Origin of the sequence: Arthrobacter nitrophenolicus (assembly GCF_045833485.1) — a bacterium.
GTDB classification, from domain to species: domain Bacteria; phylum Actinomycetota; class Actinomycetes; order Actinomycetales; family Micrococcaceae; genus Arthrobacter; species Arthrobacter nitrophenolicus.
This window is the reverse complement of record NZ_CP174504.1, coordinates 1701260-1718294: the sequence shown is the minus strand read 5'-3', so window position 1 is coordinate 1718294 and position 17035 is coordinate 1701260. Positions and strand designations below refer to the sequence as shown.

16 protein-coding genes and 1 tRNA gene are annotated in these 17035 nt (G+C 67.4%); 12 read left to right on the top strand and 5 right to left on the bottom strand.

The window, feature by feature from the left end; genetic code table 11:
* Positions 1-68: 68 nt before the first annotated feature.
* Complete coding sequence (locus ACJJV6_RS08065; RefSeq protein WP_035753825.1) at positions 69-449, bottom strand: VOC family protein; 381 nt, start codon at positions 447-449, stop codon at positions 69-71.
* A gap of 133 nt (positions 450-582) precedes the next feature.
* Between ACJJV6_RS08065 and ACJJV6_RS08060 the strand changes: the two genes are divergently transcribed.
* From ACJJV6_RS08060 to ACJJV6_RS08050, 3 genes are all read left to right on the top strand, one after another.
* On the top strand, positions 583-1185 hold the full coding sequence (locus tag ACJJV6_RS08060) for a hypothetical protein (protein ID WP_083875118.1): 603 nt from the start codon (positions 583-585) through the stop codon (positions 1183-1185).
* A gap of 66 nt (positions 1186-1251) precedes the next feature.
* Positions 1252-1872, top strand: a complete 621-nt coding sequence (locus ACJJV6_RS08055) for a DUF6919 domain-containing protein (protein WP_009359408.1) — start codon at positions 1252-1254, stop codon at positions 1870-1872.
* A 100-nt stretch (positions 1873-1972) separates the two neighbouring features.
* Positions 1973-3334: a phenylacetate--CoA ligase family protein gene (locus tag ACJJV6_RS08050; RefSeq protein ID WP_009359407.1), complete on the top strand. Its 1362-nt coding sequence runs from the start codon at positions 1973-1975 to the stop codon at positions 3332-3334.
* A gap of 81 nt (positions 3335-3415) precedes the next feature.
* Here ACJJV6_RS08050 and ACJJV6_RS08045 read toward each other — a convergent pair whose 3' ends face one another.
* Together ACJJV6_RS08045 and ACJJV6_RS08040 are read right to left on the bottom strand one after the other, a co-directional pair.
* A complete protein-coding gene (locus ACJJV6_RS08045) occupies positions 3416-3898 on the bottom strand; it encodes a pyridoxamine 5'-phosphate oxidase family protein (RefSeq protein ID WP_009359406.1) in 483 nt (160 codons plus the stop codon).
* A gap of 69 nt (positions 3899-3967) precedes the next feature.
* A complete protein-coding gene (locus ACJJV6_RS08040; protein WP_407710280.1) occupies positions 3968-5356 on the bottom strand; it encodes a flavin monoamine oxidase family protein in 1389 nt (462 codons plus the stop codon).
* Positions 5357-5465: 109 nt separating this feature from the next.
* Between ACJJV6_RS08040 and ACJJV6_RS08035 the strand changes: the two genes are divergently transcribed.
* Complete coding sequence (locus tag ACJJV6_RS08035; RefSeq protein ID WP_407710279.1) at positions 5466-6185, top strand: TetR/AcrR family transcriptional regulator; 720 nt, start codon at positions 5466-5468, stop codon at positions 6183-6185.
* 1 nt (position 6186) lies between these two features.
* On the opposite strand, the gene ACJJV6_RS08030 is transcribed toward ACJJV6_RS08035, so the two are convergent.
* Positions 6187-6804, bottom strand: coding sequence for a hypothetical protein (locus ACJJV6_RS08030; RefSeq protein ID WP_407710278.1), 618 nt, complete (start codon positions 6802-6804; stop codon positions 6187-6189).
* Positions 6805-7088: 284 nt separating this feature from the next.
* Here ACJJV6_RS08030 and ACJJV6_RS08025 point away from each other — a divergent pair, with 284 nt between their 5' ends.
* Together ACJJV6_RS08025 and ACJJV6_RS08020 are read left to right on the top strand one after the other, a co-directional pair.
* Positions 7089-8216: an L-talarate/galactarate dehydratase gene (locus tag ACJJV6_RS08025; protein ID WP_407710277.1), complete on the top strand. Its 1128-nt coding sequence runs from the start codon at positions 7089-7091 to the stop codon at positions 8214-8216.
* Between the two features lie 10 nt (positions 8217-8226).
* Complete coding sequence (locus ACJJV6_RS08020) at positions 8227-8931, top strand: FadR/GntR family transcriptional regulator (RefSeq protein WP_009359401.1); 705 nt, start codon at positions 8227-8229, stop codon at positions 8929-8931.
* Positions 8932-9118: 187 nt separating this feature from the next.
* On the opposite strand, the gene ACJJV6_RS08015 is transcribed toward ACJJV6_RS08020, so the two are convergent.
* Positions 9119-9201, bottom strand: a tRNA-Leu gene (locus ACJJV6_RS08015).
* A gap of 375 nt (positions 9202-9576) precedes the next feature.
* Here ACJJV6_RS08015 and ACJJV6_RS08010 point away from each other — a divergent pair.
* The 6 genes from ACJJV6_RS08010 to ACJJV6_RS07985 are packed head-to-tail and all read left to right on the top strand — an operon-like array spanning position 9577 to position 17008.
* Entirely contained in the window at positions 9577-10320 is a 744-nt protein-coding gene (locus ACJJV6_RS08010) for a DUF3662 and FHA domain-containing protein (RefSeq protein ID WP_009359400.1), read from the top strand.
* On the top strand, positions 10317-10799 hold the full coding sequence (locus tag ACJJV6_RS08005; RefSeq protein WP_009359399.1) for an FHA domain-containing protein: 483 nt from the start codon (positions 10317-10319) through the stop codon (positions 10797-10799). The genes ACJJV6_RS08010 and ACJJV6_RS08005 overlap by 4 nt, the downstream gene beginning before the upstream one ends.
* 2 nt (positions 10800-10801) lie before the next feature.
* Positions 10802-12457 (top strand): PP2C family serine/threonine-protein phosphatase, encoded by a 1656-nt coding sequence (locus tag ACJJV6_RS08000; protein ID WP_009359398.1) that lies wholly within the window; start codon positions 10802-10804, stop codon positions 12455-12457.
* Entirely contained in the window at positions 12454-13851 is a 1398-nt protein-coding gene (locus ACJJV6_RS07995) for an FtsW/RodA/SpoVE family cell cycle protein (protein ID WP_009359397.1), read from the top strand. Before ACJJV6_RS08000 ends, ACJJV6_RS07995 begins: the two co-directional genes overlap by 4 nt.
* Positions 13848-15308 (top strand): penicillin-binding protein 2, encoded by a 1461-nt coding sequence (locus ACJJV6_RS07990; RefSeq protein ID WP_009359396.1) that lies wholly within the window; start codon positions 13848-13850, stop codon positions 15306-15308. The genes ACJJV6_RS07995 and ACJJV6_RS07990 overlap by 4 nt, the downstream gene beginning before the upstream one ends.
* Complete coding sequence (locus ACJJV6_RS07985; protein ID WP_354176132.1) at positions 15305-17008, top strand: protein kinase domain-containing protein; 1704 nt, start codon at positions 15305-15307, stop codon at positions 17006-17008. The genes ACJJV6_RS07990 and ACJJV6_RS07985 overlap by 4 nt, the downstream gene beginning before the upstream one ends.
* Positions 17009-17035: the final 27 nt, after the last annotated feature.

The window sequence follows — 17035 nt, the reverse complement described above, 5'->3', positions numbered from 1 at the left end:
AGGCTTGTCCGCCGGTCCCACCCGTAAAGGCGCGGACCCGCGGACAATCCTCTGTTCTTTAAGGAATGTCAGTCCTGGTGCAGCTGGACGAAGTTGCCGCAGCCGTCGTCGAACACGGCGCTGATGCCGGACGGGTCCTCGGCCGGTTCGCCCCGGAACACCACGCCCTCGTTGATCAGCCGGTCGTACTCGGCCTGGACATCCGGGACGCCGAAGACGATGGCCGGGAGGCCGGCGTCGTGCAGGGCATTCATGTAGTTGGCTGCGATCGGATTGTCGCTGGGTTCCAGCAGCAGGCCAACTGAATTCGCGTCCGCACCGGGGTCCTTGATGATGTACAGGTTGTACTCCTGCATGGCCATCAGGGTCTCGAAGCCCAGGGTTCCGGTATAGAAGCTGTGGGCGGCGGCGGGGTCCTTGACGTGGATGCTGCACATTTTGAGTCTCATGCTCCTCACCGTACGTTCCAGCCCCGCTTCAGGGAACCTTCCAGGCCATTGACCCTGCGTCCCGGACACTGTGCAATTAAATGACCAGCCCGGGATTCCGCGGCCCGGGCGCTGTTAGGGTCGGGTGTCAGCCATGGGGGAATCCTTGTTCGAGGGATTGGTCCAGGGGGTGTGGGCGCTGCTGCTGGCAGGGCCTGTCCTGGTAGCCAGCGTCGCCGCCACCGTCTTTGTGGTCCGGCGCCGTGCCCTTGCCGGTGGCAACGGGCAGCCGGAACGGTCGGACCAGCTCTTCTGGGACCTGTTCCTTGGGGCATGCGTCGCTGTTCCTGCCCTTTTGATTCCTGCGCTGGTCTCGCCCTGGACCGGCCTGTTCCTGGGCGCGGCCGGGGTGGCCGCGGGCGTTGCGGCGTACCGGGGAACCCCGCGGTACCTCAGCCGGCGCGCGGCGCGGCAGAACAGCCGCGAGCAGGAGTCCGCGCACCTGGCGGCTATTGCCCGGCACGACGAAGTTGTCGCCAGGTGGCGGCGCTATGAGCTGGACCCGGCGTGCAGCATCGACTATCCAGCCCTCACGGACGTGCGCCTGCCGGAGACCTCGGCGTTCATCAAGGCGATGCGGACGGCGGACCAACTGCGCCTCCATGCCCACCAGGGCTATCCCGACGCCGTCACGCGCCTTGCTGCCTCGCTGGCCGATGCCGAGCGGGCGGCCGGGATTCCCGCCGAGCAGGCATAGGCCGGACGTTAAGTGGTGTGTCGGCGGCGCTGGAAGGTTCCGGCGCACCGGCGATAGCATCCGGAGATGAAGCCAGAGGAATTGCCGGAGCGCGACCAGTTCGGCCGGCTGCTCGAGGACCGCGGGGTGTGGCGCCAGGCCACCACCCTGGAAGCCGCCGGTGAGCTCACCGCCCGCTGGCTGGAGGGCGGCAGCTCGTACCAGCCCGGTCACTTCGCCGCGGGCTACGACGCGGAGACGGGACCCATAGCTGCGGCCTTGGCCGAGCTGAACCGGAACGGGCTGTTCACCAAGGAGTCCCAGCCGGGCCTGCAGACCGGTACCGCCGCACAGCGGGAGTACGTGACAGGCTTCTGCAGCGCCGCCGTTGCCGGAGACCTGCTGTCACTGTCCACCCGGACTGACCTGGTCACGGTGGCCCACGCGCCGGGCGAGGCCAGCAGCGCGTCAATCCCGGTCACCCTGGCCGGAGCGGAAGTCACCACGGTGCTGGGCTCGAGCGAGAACCCGGTGGACGAGGCGCAGATCCGGGATTGGGCCGACGAGACCAATGACGCCCTGGCACTGCTGCTTGCCGACTCCTGGTACGTGGAGATCCTGGACCCCGTGTGGGGACGCAACGGTGTACTGCTTCCCGCCGTGCTCGGTGCCCTGACCGGGCGGGACGTTGGGCACTACCGGACCTGACCTGCGGGCCTGACACTTTGTGGCATGAGCAATCTCCCCACCCCCGGGCGCGTCCCGCTCCGGCCGTGCTCCCCGACAGGCACCCGGTAAGGCATCAGCCATGGACCTCCGCCTTTTCTCTCGGCTGGTGTTCCTGCGCGCCGCCCGGCGGAGAAGGGATCACTGGGACGCCGCCCGGATCACCGCACACCAGGACCACGCCCTCCAGGAGCTCCGCAGCGCAGCCTATGCCGGCTCGGCGTTTTACCGGCGCCACCATGCCGGCCTCCGCGATGCCCCACTGGACCAGTTGCCGCCGGTGACGAAGGCGGACCTGATGGACCACTTCGACGAGGCGGTCACCGCACCGGGCCTGAGGCTCGCTGACCTTGAAAACCATTTGCGCGCCCTGGCCCAGAGCGACGGAGACCCGGGGCTGCCCTGGCAGGGCAGGTGGTGGGCTGCAGCAACGGCCGGGACCACCGGCCGGCGCGGAACCTTCGTCTGGAACCGCGCCGAGTGGGCAACCGTCCTGGCCTCCTACGCCCGGGCGAACGACTGGGCCGGGATCCCGGTCGGGCTCACCAGGCCCCTGAAAATGGCCCTAATCAGCTCGCGCGTCCCCACCCACCAGTCCGCCGTCGTCGGCGCGTCCGTGCGCTCCAGACTTGTCCCTGCCCTCCGCCTGGACGTTACCGCGCCCATGGCCGAGACGGTTGCCGCGCTGAACCGGTTCCAACCCAGGGTCCTGGTGGGCTACGCCTCAGCCCTCAAACCCCTCGCGGCGGAGCAGCGCGCCGGACGCCTGCACATCTCCCCGGAGGGCGTCATGTCCGCATCCGAGGTCCTCAGCCCCCACGCTGCGGCGGAACTGGAGGCCGCATGGGGAAGCAAGCCCTTCGATGTCTACGCAGCCACCGAGACGGCAGGGATCGCATCTCCGTGCACCTACAGAAACCGCCACGTCTATGAAGACCTGCTGATAGTCGAACCCGTAGACCAGGCCGGAACACCCGTACCGGCCGGAACAACGGGGACAAAGCTGCTCGTCACGGTTCTGTTTTCCCGGACGCTTCCCCTCATCCGCTACGAAATGTCCGACACCATAAAGCTCGGCGGACGCGGCTGCCCCTGCGGACGCTCCTTCACACTGCTCCACGAGATCGAAGGCCGGATCGAGGACGTCCTGCACCTGCCCGGAAAAGCAGGCCGGGTGGCGATCCATCCGATCGTGTTCCACCACATCCTCGACGAAGCTGGCAGGAACGGGTGGCAGGTTGTCCAGGAGCCCTCAAAACTCCACGTGCTTCTCTGCGGCCTCGCCCCGGGAGCTTCCATGGAAGGAGTCCGCGACGCAGTAACGGGCGCGCTCAAGACAGCAGGCGCAACAGACAGCCAGGTGGACGTGGAGCTGGTAGACCAGCTAGAGAGGACGGCCCTGGGGAAAGCACCCTTCGTGCGGGGGCTGCCCGGCCGGCAATGACGCATCCACTGCGGGACTCACGGCACAAGGGGAAAACGAAAAAGGCGGGGCTGCTGCCCCGCCTTTTTCATTCACCGAAACCTACAGCTCCACGGTGCCGCTTTCGCCCACACTCATCCGGTCATGGGTGACCTTTGACTTGACCCACTGCAGCACGGTTGCGGCGGTGCCGCCCGGGCTGGTCCAGTACTCGGCGGAGTCCGAATCGACATGCAGCAGGCACACCTCGGGGGTGTCCGGTCCGTCCGGGAACCACGCTTCGACTGCCTGGTTCCACAGCTCGTGGATCTTGGCCCGGTCCGTCACAACCTCGGCGGTCCCGGCCACGGACACCCATTCGGTGCGCTGGCCGAAGGCGACATTGACGCGCGCGTCGGCCCGGACGTGGGCGACCTGTGACGTGCCGAGCCCGGTGAAGAACCACATGTCGCCGTCGTCCTTAACCTCCTGGACTGCCAGCGGCCGGCTCACAAGGGCGCCCTTCTCGTTGATGGTGGTCAACATCCCGATCCTGGAATCGTTGATGATGTCCGTAACCTTGCTGATGCCCTGGGCGTCAGTCATGTCTCACCTCGCTTGTCTGCATAGGGGACGCTCCCCACCGGCAAGCCTATTAGTAAGCATGCTTATTTGCTACCCGACGGCGACAGCCACCCTTGCCACTTCGGCGATCCGGGCGGCGGTCTGGCGGCCGATCCGGATGGCGCCGTCCACGTGCTGGTAGCCTTCGGCGGCGAGGTCGGAGGAGGCCCAGTAGATGGGGCCGACGGGGCTCAGCTGGTCCTTGCCGTAGCGGTGCAGGCCGCCCAGGTCGTAGCTGGCGGCGTAGGCGCCGCGGGTCCATTCCTCCGAGCCCCAGTCGGACTCGTAGTAGACCTCGGGCGTGAGTGCCTCGTCGCCGAGGAAGCCTGCGATGGAGGCCAGGATCGCCTTCTTGCGGTCTTCGGCACCCAGCTCGAAAACCGCGTCGGCCTTTTCATCGGAGACGAAGCCCACCAGGGTGCCGCGGATGTCACCGTGGTTGGTGTTGTCGTAGACCTCCTGGACCAGGGCGTCGGCGCCGAAGCCCGTGCCGGAGAGGCCTTTGTCGCGCCAGAAGGGGCGGTCGTAGACGGCGTGGACCTTGATGACCAGGCCCAGGGACTGGTGCTGGTGCATCTGGTGCTGCCGGCGGGGCAGCGGCGGGTTAAAGGAGACGCGGGAATACAGGTTGGGCGGGACGGCCATGATCACGAACCGGGCATTGACGGTGGCGCGGTCGGATTCGACGGTGACGCGGTGGCCGCCGTCGGCGTCCGGCTCCCAGTTGATGGTGCGCACCGGGGTGTTGAGGACGACGTCGTCGCCCAGTTCCTGCGCCTGCAGCAGGGAGACCTGCTGCATGCCGCCCACCACGCGGCGGTCCAGGATGAAGTCCTCGTCGGTCAGGTGGGTGAATGAGCCAGCCGAGGCTGCCATCAGCACGGCCTGCAGTGCCGAGAAGGCGTGGGCCGGCTTCGTGAGCATGCCACCGGCGATGAACAGGCCGATGTTCTTGCAGGCTTCCTCATTGGCGGAGTTCTGCCGCAGCCAGTGGTGGAAGGAGATGGTGTCCAGTTCCCGCGCCTTGGGGTGGGCCCAGGGTTCGGTGGCGCCGATTTCCGCGGCGAGCCCGTCGAGCAGGGCGACCAGGCGGTCCATTTCGGCCTTGGTTGCGGGATCCACCGGGAAAGTGTCGCCGGTGTAGCGGACGGGGATGCCGTCGGAGCCGATGTAGACGGATTCGCCCTGGCGGTAGCGGGGGTAGGTCTCTAGTCCGAGCTCGTCGAGGAGGTCCAGGAGTACGGTCTGGTCCGGGGAGACCCACTGGCCGCCGATTTCGAGCATGGCGCCGTCCACGGTATCGGTCCAGGTACGGCCGCCCACACGGTCGCGGGCCTCGAGCACGGCGACGGTGAGCCCGGCCTTCTTGAGCTCCCGGGCTGCGGTGAGTCCGGAGGGACCGGCGCCAACGACGACGACGTCGCGGTTCAGGTTCAGCATGATGTCCTCTCTGCCTCCCGCGAAGTGACCGGGAGCACTAAATGAATGCCGTTCATTTAGTAGAACTATAGCTGGTAGTGGCCGGGACCGGAAGTGCCCGGGTGGAATAATGCTGGGGACCACCAAAGAAAGGGCAGGAATGCCGGCAGTATCAGCCGAAGAAGGACGCACCGCGGGGACCGGGACGGGGCGCCGGCGGGCCGGCCGGCCATCGGCTGCGGTGCTGGACAAAGCAGGCATTACGACGGCGGCCCTGGACCTGGTCAGCCGCAAGGGCTACGACGGGCTCACCATGGCGGCGCTGGCGAAGCAGCTGGAGGTGGCGCCGTCGGCCCTGTACAACCACGTGGCGTCCAAGCGCGACGTGCTGCTGCTGGTGGAGGACCACCTGACGTCGTTGGTGGATGTCTCGGCGTTCGGCTCGAAGTCCTGGGAGGATGCGGTGCGCACCTGGGCCTGGAGCTACCGGGACGTCTTTGCCGAGCACACTCCCCTGATTCCGGTCATTGCCGTGCTGCCCGTAACGGACGCACCGCAGACCCTGGCAATGTACGAGACGGTGAGCAAGGGGTTCCTGGACGCCGGCTTCCCGGAGGAGCGGATTGTGTCCGCGATCGTGGCACTGGAGTCCTTTATCTTCGGATCCGCCTATGACGTGACCGCGCCCGGGGACATCTTCGAGCCGGGGTCCATGGCGGATGCGAACCCGCACTTCACCGCCGCCGTCCGCAGCTCCGCTGGCCCCGGGCGCCCCGCCGACACGGCGTTCGGCCTGGGGCTGGAGGCGCTCATCTCGGGACTGGGGGCGCTGCGGGGGCAGGCGGGCTGACCTAGCGCCCGGCGGACCCGCTGCCGTCCGCGATGGTACAGCTGATGTCCCCGAGGAGGCCCGCGTCCGGATCGGCGCCTTCGCCCAACAGGCCGCCGACAACTGCCCCCACGTCCGCCAGGGCATCGAGGCACGTGGGGTCGTCCGTTGGCGGCGTCGGGCTGGAGGGTGCAGCCGGCGCATTCACGGGGGTGGGCGCGGGGGATGGCGCAGCCGGTTGGCCGGTCGTAGTCGGCACCGCCGCCACCGGAGCAGGAGAAGCCGCGGCGGTTCCGCCGCCCGCATCCTGAGGCGTCCCCTCGACGTCGGGGGCCTGCCCGGCTGCAGCGGCCTCCCCCGCCTGCGCGGCGCCTTCCTCCGCCTTCGCCTGGGCTTCTGCCTTCGCCTGGGCTTCTGCTTCCGCGTCGGCGTCAGCCTCGTCCGCGGCCTTCCTGTCCGCCGCGGCCCTGGCCCTCGCAGCCGCCGCCAATTGGCTGGTACCCACCGCAGCGGCGTCGGCGCTGGCCGTGGTCCCGGCTTGCGCCGGATCTGCCGCCGCCGTCGGACCGGGTGCGGTGCACGCGGTTGTCACGAACAGAGCAAAGAGCGTACCGGTGGCCAGCAGATAATTCCTGCGCATGGAAAACAAAGCCTCTTCATGGGAGTGCGGAGCGGCAGGCCTCGAGAGGTTCCCGCCTGGAACGGTTTCCGGCCTGGTAACGGAGGGGCACCCCAGGGGCATAGCACCCAGAAGCAGCAATGATGCTTCGCCGGGCGTGCGCTCCGACCGGTGACCTAAACGTTACATTCCACTGTCGGATCCTGGCCAATCGCCACCCCTGGAAGTACTTGTACTACAAGTTAGTTACTTGTATCCTATGAGGGAGGGCGATGGCGCCCAGCATCCCGCCACTAGGAGAATCCATGAGCACCGTCGACCTGATCCGGCACGTCAAACTGTCCACCGCCCGCCTCCCGCTCGCCGTGCCCATCAGCGACGCCAAAGTGTTCACCGGCCGCCAGAAGCCGATGACGGAAGTGGTCTTCCTCTTCGCCGAGATAACCACCGAGCAGGGCCACACTGGCCTCGGCTTCAGCTATTCCAAGCGCGCAGGCGGCCCGGCCCAGTACGCCCATGCCAAGGAAGTTGCCGAGGGCATAATCGGCGAGGACCCCAACGACATCGGCAAGCTTTACACCAAGCTCCTCTGGGCGGGCGCTTCGGTGGGCCGGTCCGGCGTCGCCACCCAGGCCCTCGCCGCCATCGACATCGCCCTGTATGACCTCAAGGCCAAGCGCGCCGGACTCCCCCTGGCCAAGCTCCTCGGCTCCTACCGCGACTCCGTCCAGACCTACAACACCTCCGGCGGCTTCCTGAATGCCACCCTCGACGAGGTGAAGGCCCGCGCCACGCAGTCCCTCGACGAAGGCATCGGCGGCATCAAGATCAAGGTGGGCCTGCCGGACAGCAAGGAAGACCTCCGCCGCGTGGCGGGCATCCGCGAGCACATCGGCTGGGACGTCCCGTTGATGGTGGACGCCAACCAGCAGTGGGACCGGGCGACGGCACTGCGCTTGGGCCGCCAGCTTGAGGAATTCAACCTCATCTGGATCGAGGAACCCCTGGACGCCTACGATTTCGAAGGCCACGCCCACCTCGCCAAGGTGCTGGACACGCCCATCGCCACCGGCGAGATGCTCGCCTCCGTGGCCGAGCACAAGGGCCTCATCGCCGCCAACGGCTGCGACATCATCCAGCCGGACGCCCCGCGCGTCGGCGGCATCACCCAGTTCCTGCGCCTCGCCGCCCTCGCGGACGAACGCGGCCTGGGCCTTGCCCCGCACTTCGCCATGGAGATCCACCTGCACCTGGCTGCGGCCTATCCGCGCGAGCCATGGGTGGAGCACTTCGACTGGCTGGACCCCCTGTTCAATGAGCGGCTCGAAACCAAGGACGGCCGGATGATGGTGCCGGACCGCCCGGGACTCGGCGTCACCCTCAGCGACCAGGCCCGCGCCTGGACCACCGAATCAGTGGAGTTCGGCGCGTAATCTTGAAGCCATGAGCCGGAACCTCACCGCGGACCTTGCCGCCGACCTTCGCAACCGCATCGTTGACGGCATCATCCAGCCCGGTGAGAAGCTGCCCAGCGAAAACACGCTCATCAGCGATTTTGGCGTCAGCCGCACCGTGGTGCGTGCCGCCCTCACGCGGCTCCAGGCCGAGGGACTGGTGGAAACCGAGCGCGGCCGCGGCAGCTTCGCCCTCACTCCGCCCTCGGACGGGCCCGCGGCAGCGCCGGGGGCCCGTCCGGTGGCCACCACCGAGGACCGGCTGCACCTGCTGGCATTCAGGATGGGCGTGGAAACGGAGGCAGCCGCCCTGGCCGCACGCAACCACACCGAACGGCAGCTGCGTGCGGTCCAGGCGGCACTCGAGGAGTTCACCGCCAGCGCCGGGCACCCGGCCCACGCGATGAAATCCGATTTCGAGTTCCACCGGGCGGTGGCCGCCGCTTCCGGCAACCCGTACTACTCCGACTGCCTCGCCGCCCTGGGGCAGACCATGATCGCGATGCCGCGCACCCGCCTGATGACCGGCGTCGAGCACTACGCCCGGGACCACTTCGACCAGGTGGTGCAGGAGCACCGCTCCATCGCCGACGCCATTGCCGACGGTGACGAGGCCGCGGCGGCAGCCGCCATGCGCAGCCACCTGGCCAACTCACGACGCCGGTTTAAGGCCTCCGCGCGCACGTCCGGATAAGCCGGGCCCAGGCACCCTGGCGGCCTCCCGCCGTCGTACGCCTGCACCCTGAACCCTGCAGCCCGCGCCTAAGCTTGTTCGCGCATCGGAATCCTGAAGGCACTGATGCGCGAACAGGCCCGGGAATCAAGACCAGAAGACAACGCAAAAGAGCCCCGGTCCTAAGACCGGGGCTCTTTCATTTGCGTGCGCGAGGGGGGATTTGAACCCCCACGCCCTTTCGGACACTGGCACCTGAAGCCAGCGCGTCTGCCGTTCCGCCACTCGCGCGCAACTTCTTCCACCGAACCGCACCGGTTTCCCGGATTCGCAGTCTTGTAAAAGCAGCGAGATCAAGCATAACGGACAGATGCCGCAAAACACCAATTGGCCTCCGGGGGGCTGTGTGAAACCCCATACGGACACCCGCTCTTCCCAGTCCCCGCGCAGGTTGAACGGCCGTCGGGCAAGGAGACCGGGACCCCCGGGCATGAACTTTTCCGGGCGGCGGGCCGTTGTGGATTAAGGTCATTCACAGGCCTGCCCAGTAGTATCGGATGTAGCGGCGGCTGCGTCATGCAGGTGCACTGCCGGGTTGTGCATTGCACGTAAAGAGAAGTTCCGGAACTAGGACTGCCCCGCATCCGGGGGGAAAGGAGAAGAACCATGGGTCTGCTGGACAAAGTTGAGCGCGGCATTGAAAAGGCTGTCCGGGGCGTCTTCTCCACCGGATCCAAAGCCCAGGTTGAACCAGTGGAAATCGCCAGCCGGCTGCGCCGGGAAGTGGACCACAGGGCCCTGACCATCACGGCCGGTCGGACGCTGGCACCCAACGTCTTCGACGTGCAGCTCAGCGACGACGACTTCCGCAGGGCCCAGGAATGGGGCACCCCGCTGGCCGAGGAACTCTGCGACGTTGTCATCAACCACGTCCGCGGCCAGGGCTACACGCTGCAGGGCCCCGTCCGGATCTCCTTCCGCCGGGATACGGAACTGCGGGCAGGAGACTTCGAGATCGTCTCCTCCACGGAGAAATCGGGCGCCGCCCAGGCCGCTGCTCCCGCCCGGCCCAGCGTTCCGGCCGCGCCCAGCCGCCAGCCGGTCCGGCTCCAGCCCGTGCTGGACATCGACGGGCAGCGCTATTCGCTCAACGCCCCGTCCATCGTGCTCGGCCGCTCCTCCGAAGCCGATATCCACGTGGAGGACACGGGCGTCTCGCGCCGCCACCTTGAGATCCGCACCGCGAACGGTGTCTCCACTGCCGTGGACATGGGCTCCACCAACGGGAGCTACGTCAACGGGCAGAAAGTTTCCGGAAGCACCGAACTTACCGACGGCTCCACCATCACGATGGGACGGACAAAGATCATTTTCCGCCTGCTTCCAGCCAGCCCGGGTGGCCACGCATGAGCGACCTCACCATTACCGCGCTGCGGTTTGGGTTCCTCCTGCTCCTGTGGGTGCTCATCTTCAGCATCGTTTCCGCCATGCGCCGCGACCTCATGGTCGGGCGCAAAGCAGCGTCCGGGGTGCCCAGCGCACGTCAGGTCCGCAAGAACCCGGACCTCGCCGAGACCCCGCCGACCCCCGCCAAACAGCAGGCCCGGCAGCTGGTGGTGGTTGAGGGGCCGTTGAAGGGAACCTCGGTACCGCTGGCCGCCAGCCCCATCCTGCTGGGACGCGCCCAGGAGGCCACCCTGGTCCTAGAGGACGACTATGCCTCGGGCCGCCACGCCAGGCTGTTCCCCCAGGGCAGCCGCTGGTTCATCGAGGACCTGGGTTCCACCAACGGAACCTACCTCGCGGACCAGCAACTGACCCGAGCCCTCCCCGTTGAGCCAGGCGTACCTGTGAGAATCGGCAAGACGGTCATCGAATTGAGGCCATAGCCATGGCCGTCCCAGAGAACACCGCAGACGGGCAGAAGCCCGCGGAGCGGCACCTCATCATGCGCTTTGCCGCGCGCTCCGATGTGGGCCGGATCCGGTCGAAGAACGACGATTCGGCATACGCGGGACGCCACCTGGCCGTCGTGGCTGACGGCATGGGCGGCCATGCGGGAGGCGACGTTGCCTCCGCTGCCACCGTCCTGGACATGATCCACCTGGACCGCCCGGACTACGACGGGGATGCCGGCACCATCCTCGCGGACGAAATCCAGACCGCGAACTCCCTGCTCTCCGAACTGGTGCACATCAACCCGAAGCTGGCCGGGATGGGCACCACGGTTACGGCACTGCTGCTCGCCGAGGGCAAGCTGCATTTCGCCCACATCGGCGACTCCCGCGCCTACCGCCTCCGCGACGGCGAGTTCAAGCAGGTCAGCGTGGACCACACGTTCGTCCAGCGGCTCATCGACGAGGGCCGGCTCAGGCCAGAGGAAGCGGAAAGCCACCCGCATAAGAACGTGCTCATGCGGGTCCTCGGCGACGTGGACGCGAGCCCAGAACTGGACCTTGACACCCTCGACGTCAAACCGGGCGACCGCTGGCTGCTCTGCTCCGACGGGCTCAATTACGTCGCGGGGCATGCCGTGGAGCGCACGGTCAAGGAAACCAAGGACCTCCGCGAGTGCGTGGAAACCCTTGTGGAACTGACCCTCGAGGCCGGCTCCCCGGACAATGTCACCGTGGTGATGGTGGAGATCGTTGAAGAAACGCCCGACGACGTCAGTACCGCCGCCGTCGACGTCATCACCCCCGTTGTGGGCACCAAGCCTGCTCCCGCGGCCGAGGCGCCGCGCACGCCTGAGGCCGAAGCGAAGGCTCCGGACACCGGCACGGACGATGCCGCCGAAGCCGGGGGCGGCGGGAAGCCCACCGAACGCGCCGGGTCCAGCGTCGTGGAGCCCGGCTCCACCGATCCGCACCTCGGCGAGCACCTCACCGCCGAGGTCCTCCGGGAAGAACTTTCCAGCAGGCCGCATGAGCTCGTCGGGGCCGCAGCGGCTGCTGCCGAATCCGGGTCCATCCCCACTATCGGCGGACGGACTGTCGCCCGGCGGGCCGCAACCGTCCTCACCCACAAAGCCGAACCGCTCACCGGCGATGACGACGAAACCCTTGTGCCGCTGAAACCCCGCCGCTGGGTCACCTGGTCCATCGCGGCCGCCCTCCTGGTGGTCCTGACCGTGGGCTTGTGGCTGGGCTATGCCTGGACCCAGACCCGCTACTACATCGGCGAGTACGATTCCCGGGTCGCAATCTTCAACGGGGTTTCCCAGCGGCTCGGGCCCATCCAGCTGTCCAGCCTGGAAGCGGTCACCGAGATCCGGATGGACTCCCTGCCGCCGTTCTCCCAGCAGCGGGTCCGGCAGACAGTTCCTGCCAACGACCTTTACGACGCGCAGCGGATCGTGAAGAACCTCGAGCTGACGGGCACCACGTCCCCCGAGGACGAATGCCCGTCCCCGTCGGCCGGTGCGGCACCGTCAGCGCCGGCCCCGGCCCCCACGGATCCGGCGGCGCCCGCCCCCACTGATCCTGCTGCGCCCGCTGCGGCCAGCCCGTCCCCCTCACCCACTGTTACCTGCGAGGTGGGCCAATGAGCCAGCTCAGCACCCTTCCCAAACCGCGCCGCAACGTCGAGCTCGCACTGCTTCTGCTGGCTCTGGCCGTCGGCATCGGCGCCAACATGCTGGTGGGCGTCGACCAGGAAAAGGCCTTCGACTCCGATTTCTGGTTCCAGTCCAGCCTGCTGGCAGTGGCGGCACTGGTCTTCCACGGCGTCCTCCGCTTCCGCGCCAAATATGCCGATCCGGTAATACTTCCAATTGTGGTGGCCCTGAACGGGATCGGCCTGGCCATGATCCACCGCCTGGACGCACCCGGCGAGGACACCGGAAACAACCAGCTGCGCTGGACCCTGATCGCCATGGCCGTGGCCATCGCCGTGATCTGGTTCCTCAAGGACCACCGGATCCTGCGCCGCTTCACCTTCATCTCCCTGGCCGCGAGTGCGCTCCTGCTGATCCTGCCCCTCGTGCCTGGCATCAGCGCCGGTGAGATCCTCGGCGCCCGCGTATGGATCCGGCTCGGGCCCATGACGTTCCAGCCCGGCGAGGTCGCCAAGATCACCCTGGCCATATTCTTCGCCGGGTATCTGTCCTCCAACCGCGACCTCATCCTGCTGGCCGGCCGGAAGGTGGGCCCGCTGCAGTTCCCGCGGTTCAAGGACATGGGCCCTATGATCACTGCCTGGCTGGTCAGCATCGGCGTGCTCATCTTCCAGCGCGACCTCGGCTCCTCCATTCTTTTCTTCGGCCTGTTCATCGTCATGATCTACGTGGCCACCAGCCGGATCAGCTGGGTGGTGATCGGCCTGGCCCTCATCGCCGGGGGCGGGTTCGTTGCGGCCCAGGTGTTTTCCCACGTGGAACTCCGGATCTACGGCTGGCTGAACGCGTTCACCGAGGAGGTCTACGGACGCTCCCCGGGAGGCAGCCTGCAGATCGTCCAGGGCCTCTTCGGCATGGCCAACGGCGGCCTGGTGGGCACCGGACTCGGGCAGGGGCGGCCGGACCTGGTTCCGTTCGCCAACAGTGACATGATCATCGCGTCCCTGGGTGAAGAGCTGGGGCTCATTGGCCTGTTCGCCGTCGTCCTGATGTACCTCCTGCTGTTCACCCGCGGGTTCCGCGCGGCGCTGGGCACCCGGGACGCGTTCGGAAAGCTCCTCGCGTGCGGCCTGTCCTTCGCTGTGGCGCTGCAGTGCTTCGTGGTGATCGGCGGCGTGACGCGCCTGATCCCCCTGACCGGCCTGACCACGCCGTTCCTGGCGGCGGGCGGCTCCTCGCTGCTGGCCAACTGGATCATTGTTGGCCTGCTCCTGATGATTTCGCACACCGCCCGCGGCCCCGTGGACACCACGCCACTGCCGCCGGCCAAGGGATCGGAAGCAACCGGCATTGACACTCCAACCGAGGCGGTGAAGCACCTGTGAACCAGGCAATCCGGCATTCATGGGTGGCGGCCGTCGCCATGTTCGCCCTGATCTTCGGCGCCATCAGCTACGTCCAGGTGATCGGCGCTGACGAACTCAAGGCAAACCCGTGGAACCAGCGGGCTGTCCTGCAGAGTTTCTGCAACGACCGGGGCGCCATCGTCGTCGGCGGCTCCCCGGTGGCTGAATCGGTGGAAAGCGGCTCGGAGACCTGTGCTTTCCAGCGCACTTACCCGCAGCCGGAGCTGTACGCGGGCATCACCGGGTACTTCTCGCAGAACTTCGGTGCCACCGGCCTGGAGCAGTCCATGGGCGGTGAACTGGCGGGCAACTCGGACCAGCTCTTCCTGGACCGGGTGGGGCAGCTGTTCCTCGGCAACCAGCCCAAGGGTGCTTCGGTGGAGCTCACCATCGATCCTGAGATCCAGCAGCTCGCCTACAGCCTGATCCCGGATGGACAGCGGGGATCCATTGTGGTCACCAACCCCAAGACCGGCGCCATCCTGGCCATGGTGTCCAAGCCGTCCTACGACCCCAACCTCGTGGCCACCCAGGATCTCGCGGCTGCAGCCGCCAGCATGAATGAACTGGTCAAGGTGCCCGGGATCAACCTGAATCCGAACGTCAGCGGTCCCACGGGCGAGCTGCTGGCTCCGGGCTCCGTGTTCAAGCTGGTGGATACTGCCGCGGCCCTGGCGTCCGGAAAGTACAACAAGGACAGCGAGCTTCCCAACCCGGCCGAGCTGCCGTTCGAAGGCATCCAGTACCGCCTGCCCAACTATGCGGGCGGCAACTGCTACACCCGGGACACGGCCAGCTTCGCTTTCGCCCTGCAGCAGTCCTGCAACACTCCCTTCGCCAGCATTGCCCTGGATCTTGGCCGCGACGCCATCGCCGACCAGGCCGAGAAGTTCGGCTTCGGCCAGGACATGGGTGACCAGCTGAAGCTCGACTACGCCAGCGGCAACACCTTCCCGGATGACCTGGACGGCCCCGGCCTGGCGCAGTCCGTCATCGGCCAGAAGGACGTCCGCGCCACGCCGCTGCAGGTGGCCATGATGACTGCGGCCATCGCGAATGACGGCGTGCAGATGCAGCCCAACCTCATCAAGACCCTGCGCTCCCCGGACCTCCGCGTCATCGATGAGCCACAGCCCAAGCAGCTGCGCACTTCCACCACCCCTGCCATCGCCAACCAGATCACCGAGTGGATGGTCAGCGCGGTCAGCGAAGGCATCGCAAACCGTGCGGGCGTTCCGGGCGTCCAGGTGGCGGGCAAGACCGGAACGGCGGAGCTCGGCAACGGAACCAACAACTCATGGTTTACGGGATTTGCCCCCGCAAACAATCCGCAGGTGGGTGTCACCATCGTCATGGAGGGCGTAGACATCAACACCGGCGCACAGCTGACCAGTCCGAACGCGAAGAGAATTTTTGAGGCGGTGTTGAATAAGTGAGGCCTACAACCGGAATCACCCTCGGCGGCAGATTCCAGCTGACCACGCGGATCGCGATCGGCGGCATGGGGGAAGTCTGGAAGGCGAAAGACCTCGTCCTGGGCCGCATCGTCGCGATCAAGGTACTCAAGGAGGAATACACCGGTGACCCCGGCTTCCTCCAGCGGTTCCGCGCGGAGGCCCGCCACACCGCCCTCCTGAACCACGTGGGCATCGCCAACGTCTTCGACTACGGCGAGGAGGAGGGCTCGGCCTACCTCGTCATGGAGCTCGTTCCCGGGCAGCCGCTGAGCACCATCATCGAGCGCGAGCAGGTGCTGTCCCCGGACCGCACGCTGTCCATCATTGCCCAGACCGCCCGCGCCCTGGCCGTTGCCCACGCACAGGGCCTGGTGCACCGTGACGTGAAGCCCGGAAACCTCCTGATCACCCCTGACGGCCGGGTCAAGGTCACCGATTTCGGCATTGCCCGCCTCGCGGACCAGGTTCCGCTGACCCAGACCGGCCAGGTCATGGGCACCGCCCAGTACCTGGCGCCGGAGCAGGCCACCGGCCAGACCGCCACCGGGCAATCAGACATCTATTCACTGGGCGTCATCGGCTACGAGTGCCTCAGCGGGCACCGGCCCTTTTCGGGGGAATCCCAGATCGCGATTGCCCTGGCGCAGGTCAATGACGCGCCGCCACCCCTGCCGGAGAGCCTGCCTGCACCGGTCCGCGCCCTGCTGATGTCGATGCTGGCCAAGGATCCGAAGGACCGCCCGGCGAACGCGATCAAGCTGGCCGAGGCAGCAGAGGCCATCCGCAACGGTGACATCAACGCAGCACGCGCCGCCGTGCCCGGCATGCTCCTTTTCGATGCCACCACGGGACCCATCACCGCGCCCGTTGACACTGCCACCGCACCCACAGGCGTCATCGGTGCCTCGCGGGATTCGTCCCCGACGCCCACTTCGGCCCTGCCCGTTCTCGGAGCGGCCGCTGCCGGTGCCGCCGCCGGGGCTGCCGGGGCATCCGCCGCAGATGCGGACGGCCCGCAGGGCCCGCTGGCCCGCGCCAACGCGCTGGCTGCCGAACGCAACTGGGTGCCGGAGGAGACAACTTACGACGACGAGCCCGCCGATGAGCCCGAGCGGAAAGGCCGGAGCCCCTGGACCTGGCCCCTCATCGCCCTGATCCTGCTGGTGCTGTTCGCCTTGGTGGGGTTCTTCCTGAACCAGCAGGGAATCCTGTTCCCGTCCAACAACGCAACGTCCAGCCCGCCGTCGTCGAGCCCCCAGGCCACCACCGCCAGTCCCACCGTCACGTCGGCATCGCCGACTCCCACGAGGAACACCCCGAGCCCCACCCAGGAGCCCACGCAGGAGACGGTCAACGTGATCCCGGCTGCCTACCTGGGCAAGGATTACCGCCAGGTCCAGTCGGAGCTGTCAAACCTGGGGCTTGCCGTGACCGTTGAGCCGCTGCAGACCTCGGAGGCCGCACCGGGACGGGTAGTGGGGCTGAACCCGACCGGTCCCTTGCCCGTGGGATCACCCATCACCGTCACCTACGCCGTGGCGCCACCCACCCCCACTGCCACTCCGACGCCCACACCGGTTCCCACCACGTCGTCGGTGGCAGCGCCCACCGCGACCTCGCTGCTGCCTGACTGCGCAGACGGCGAGCTTCCGGGTGCCCCGCCAACCTGCAAGCCGTAGCCCCCAGGACAGCCAGTGAACGAGTCA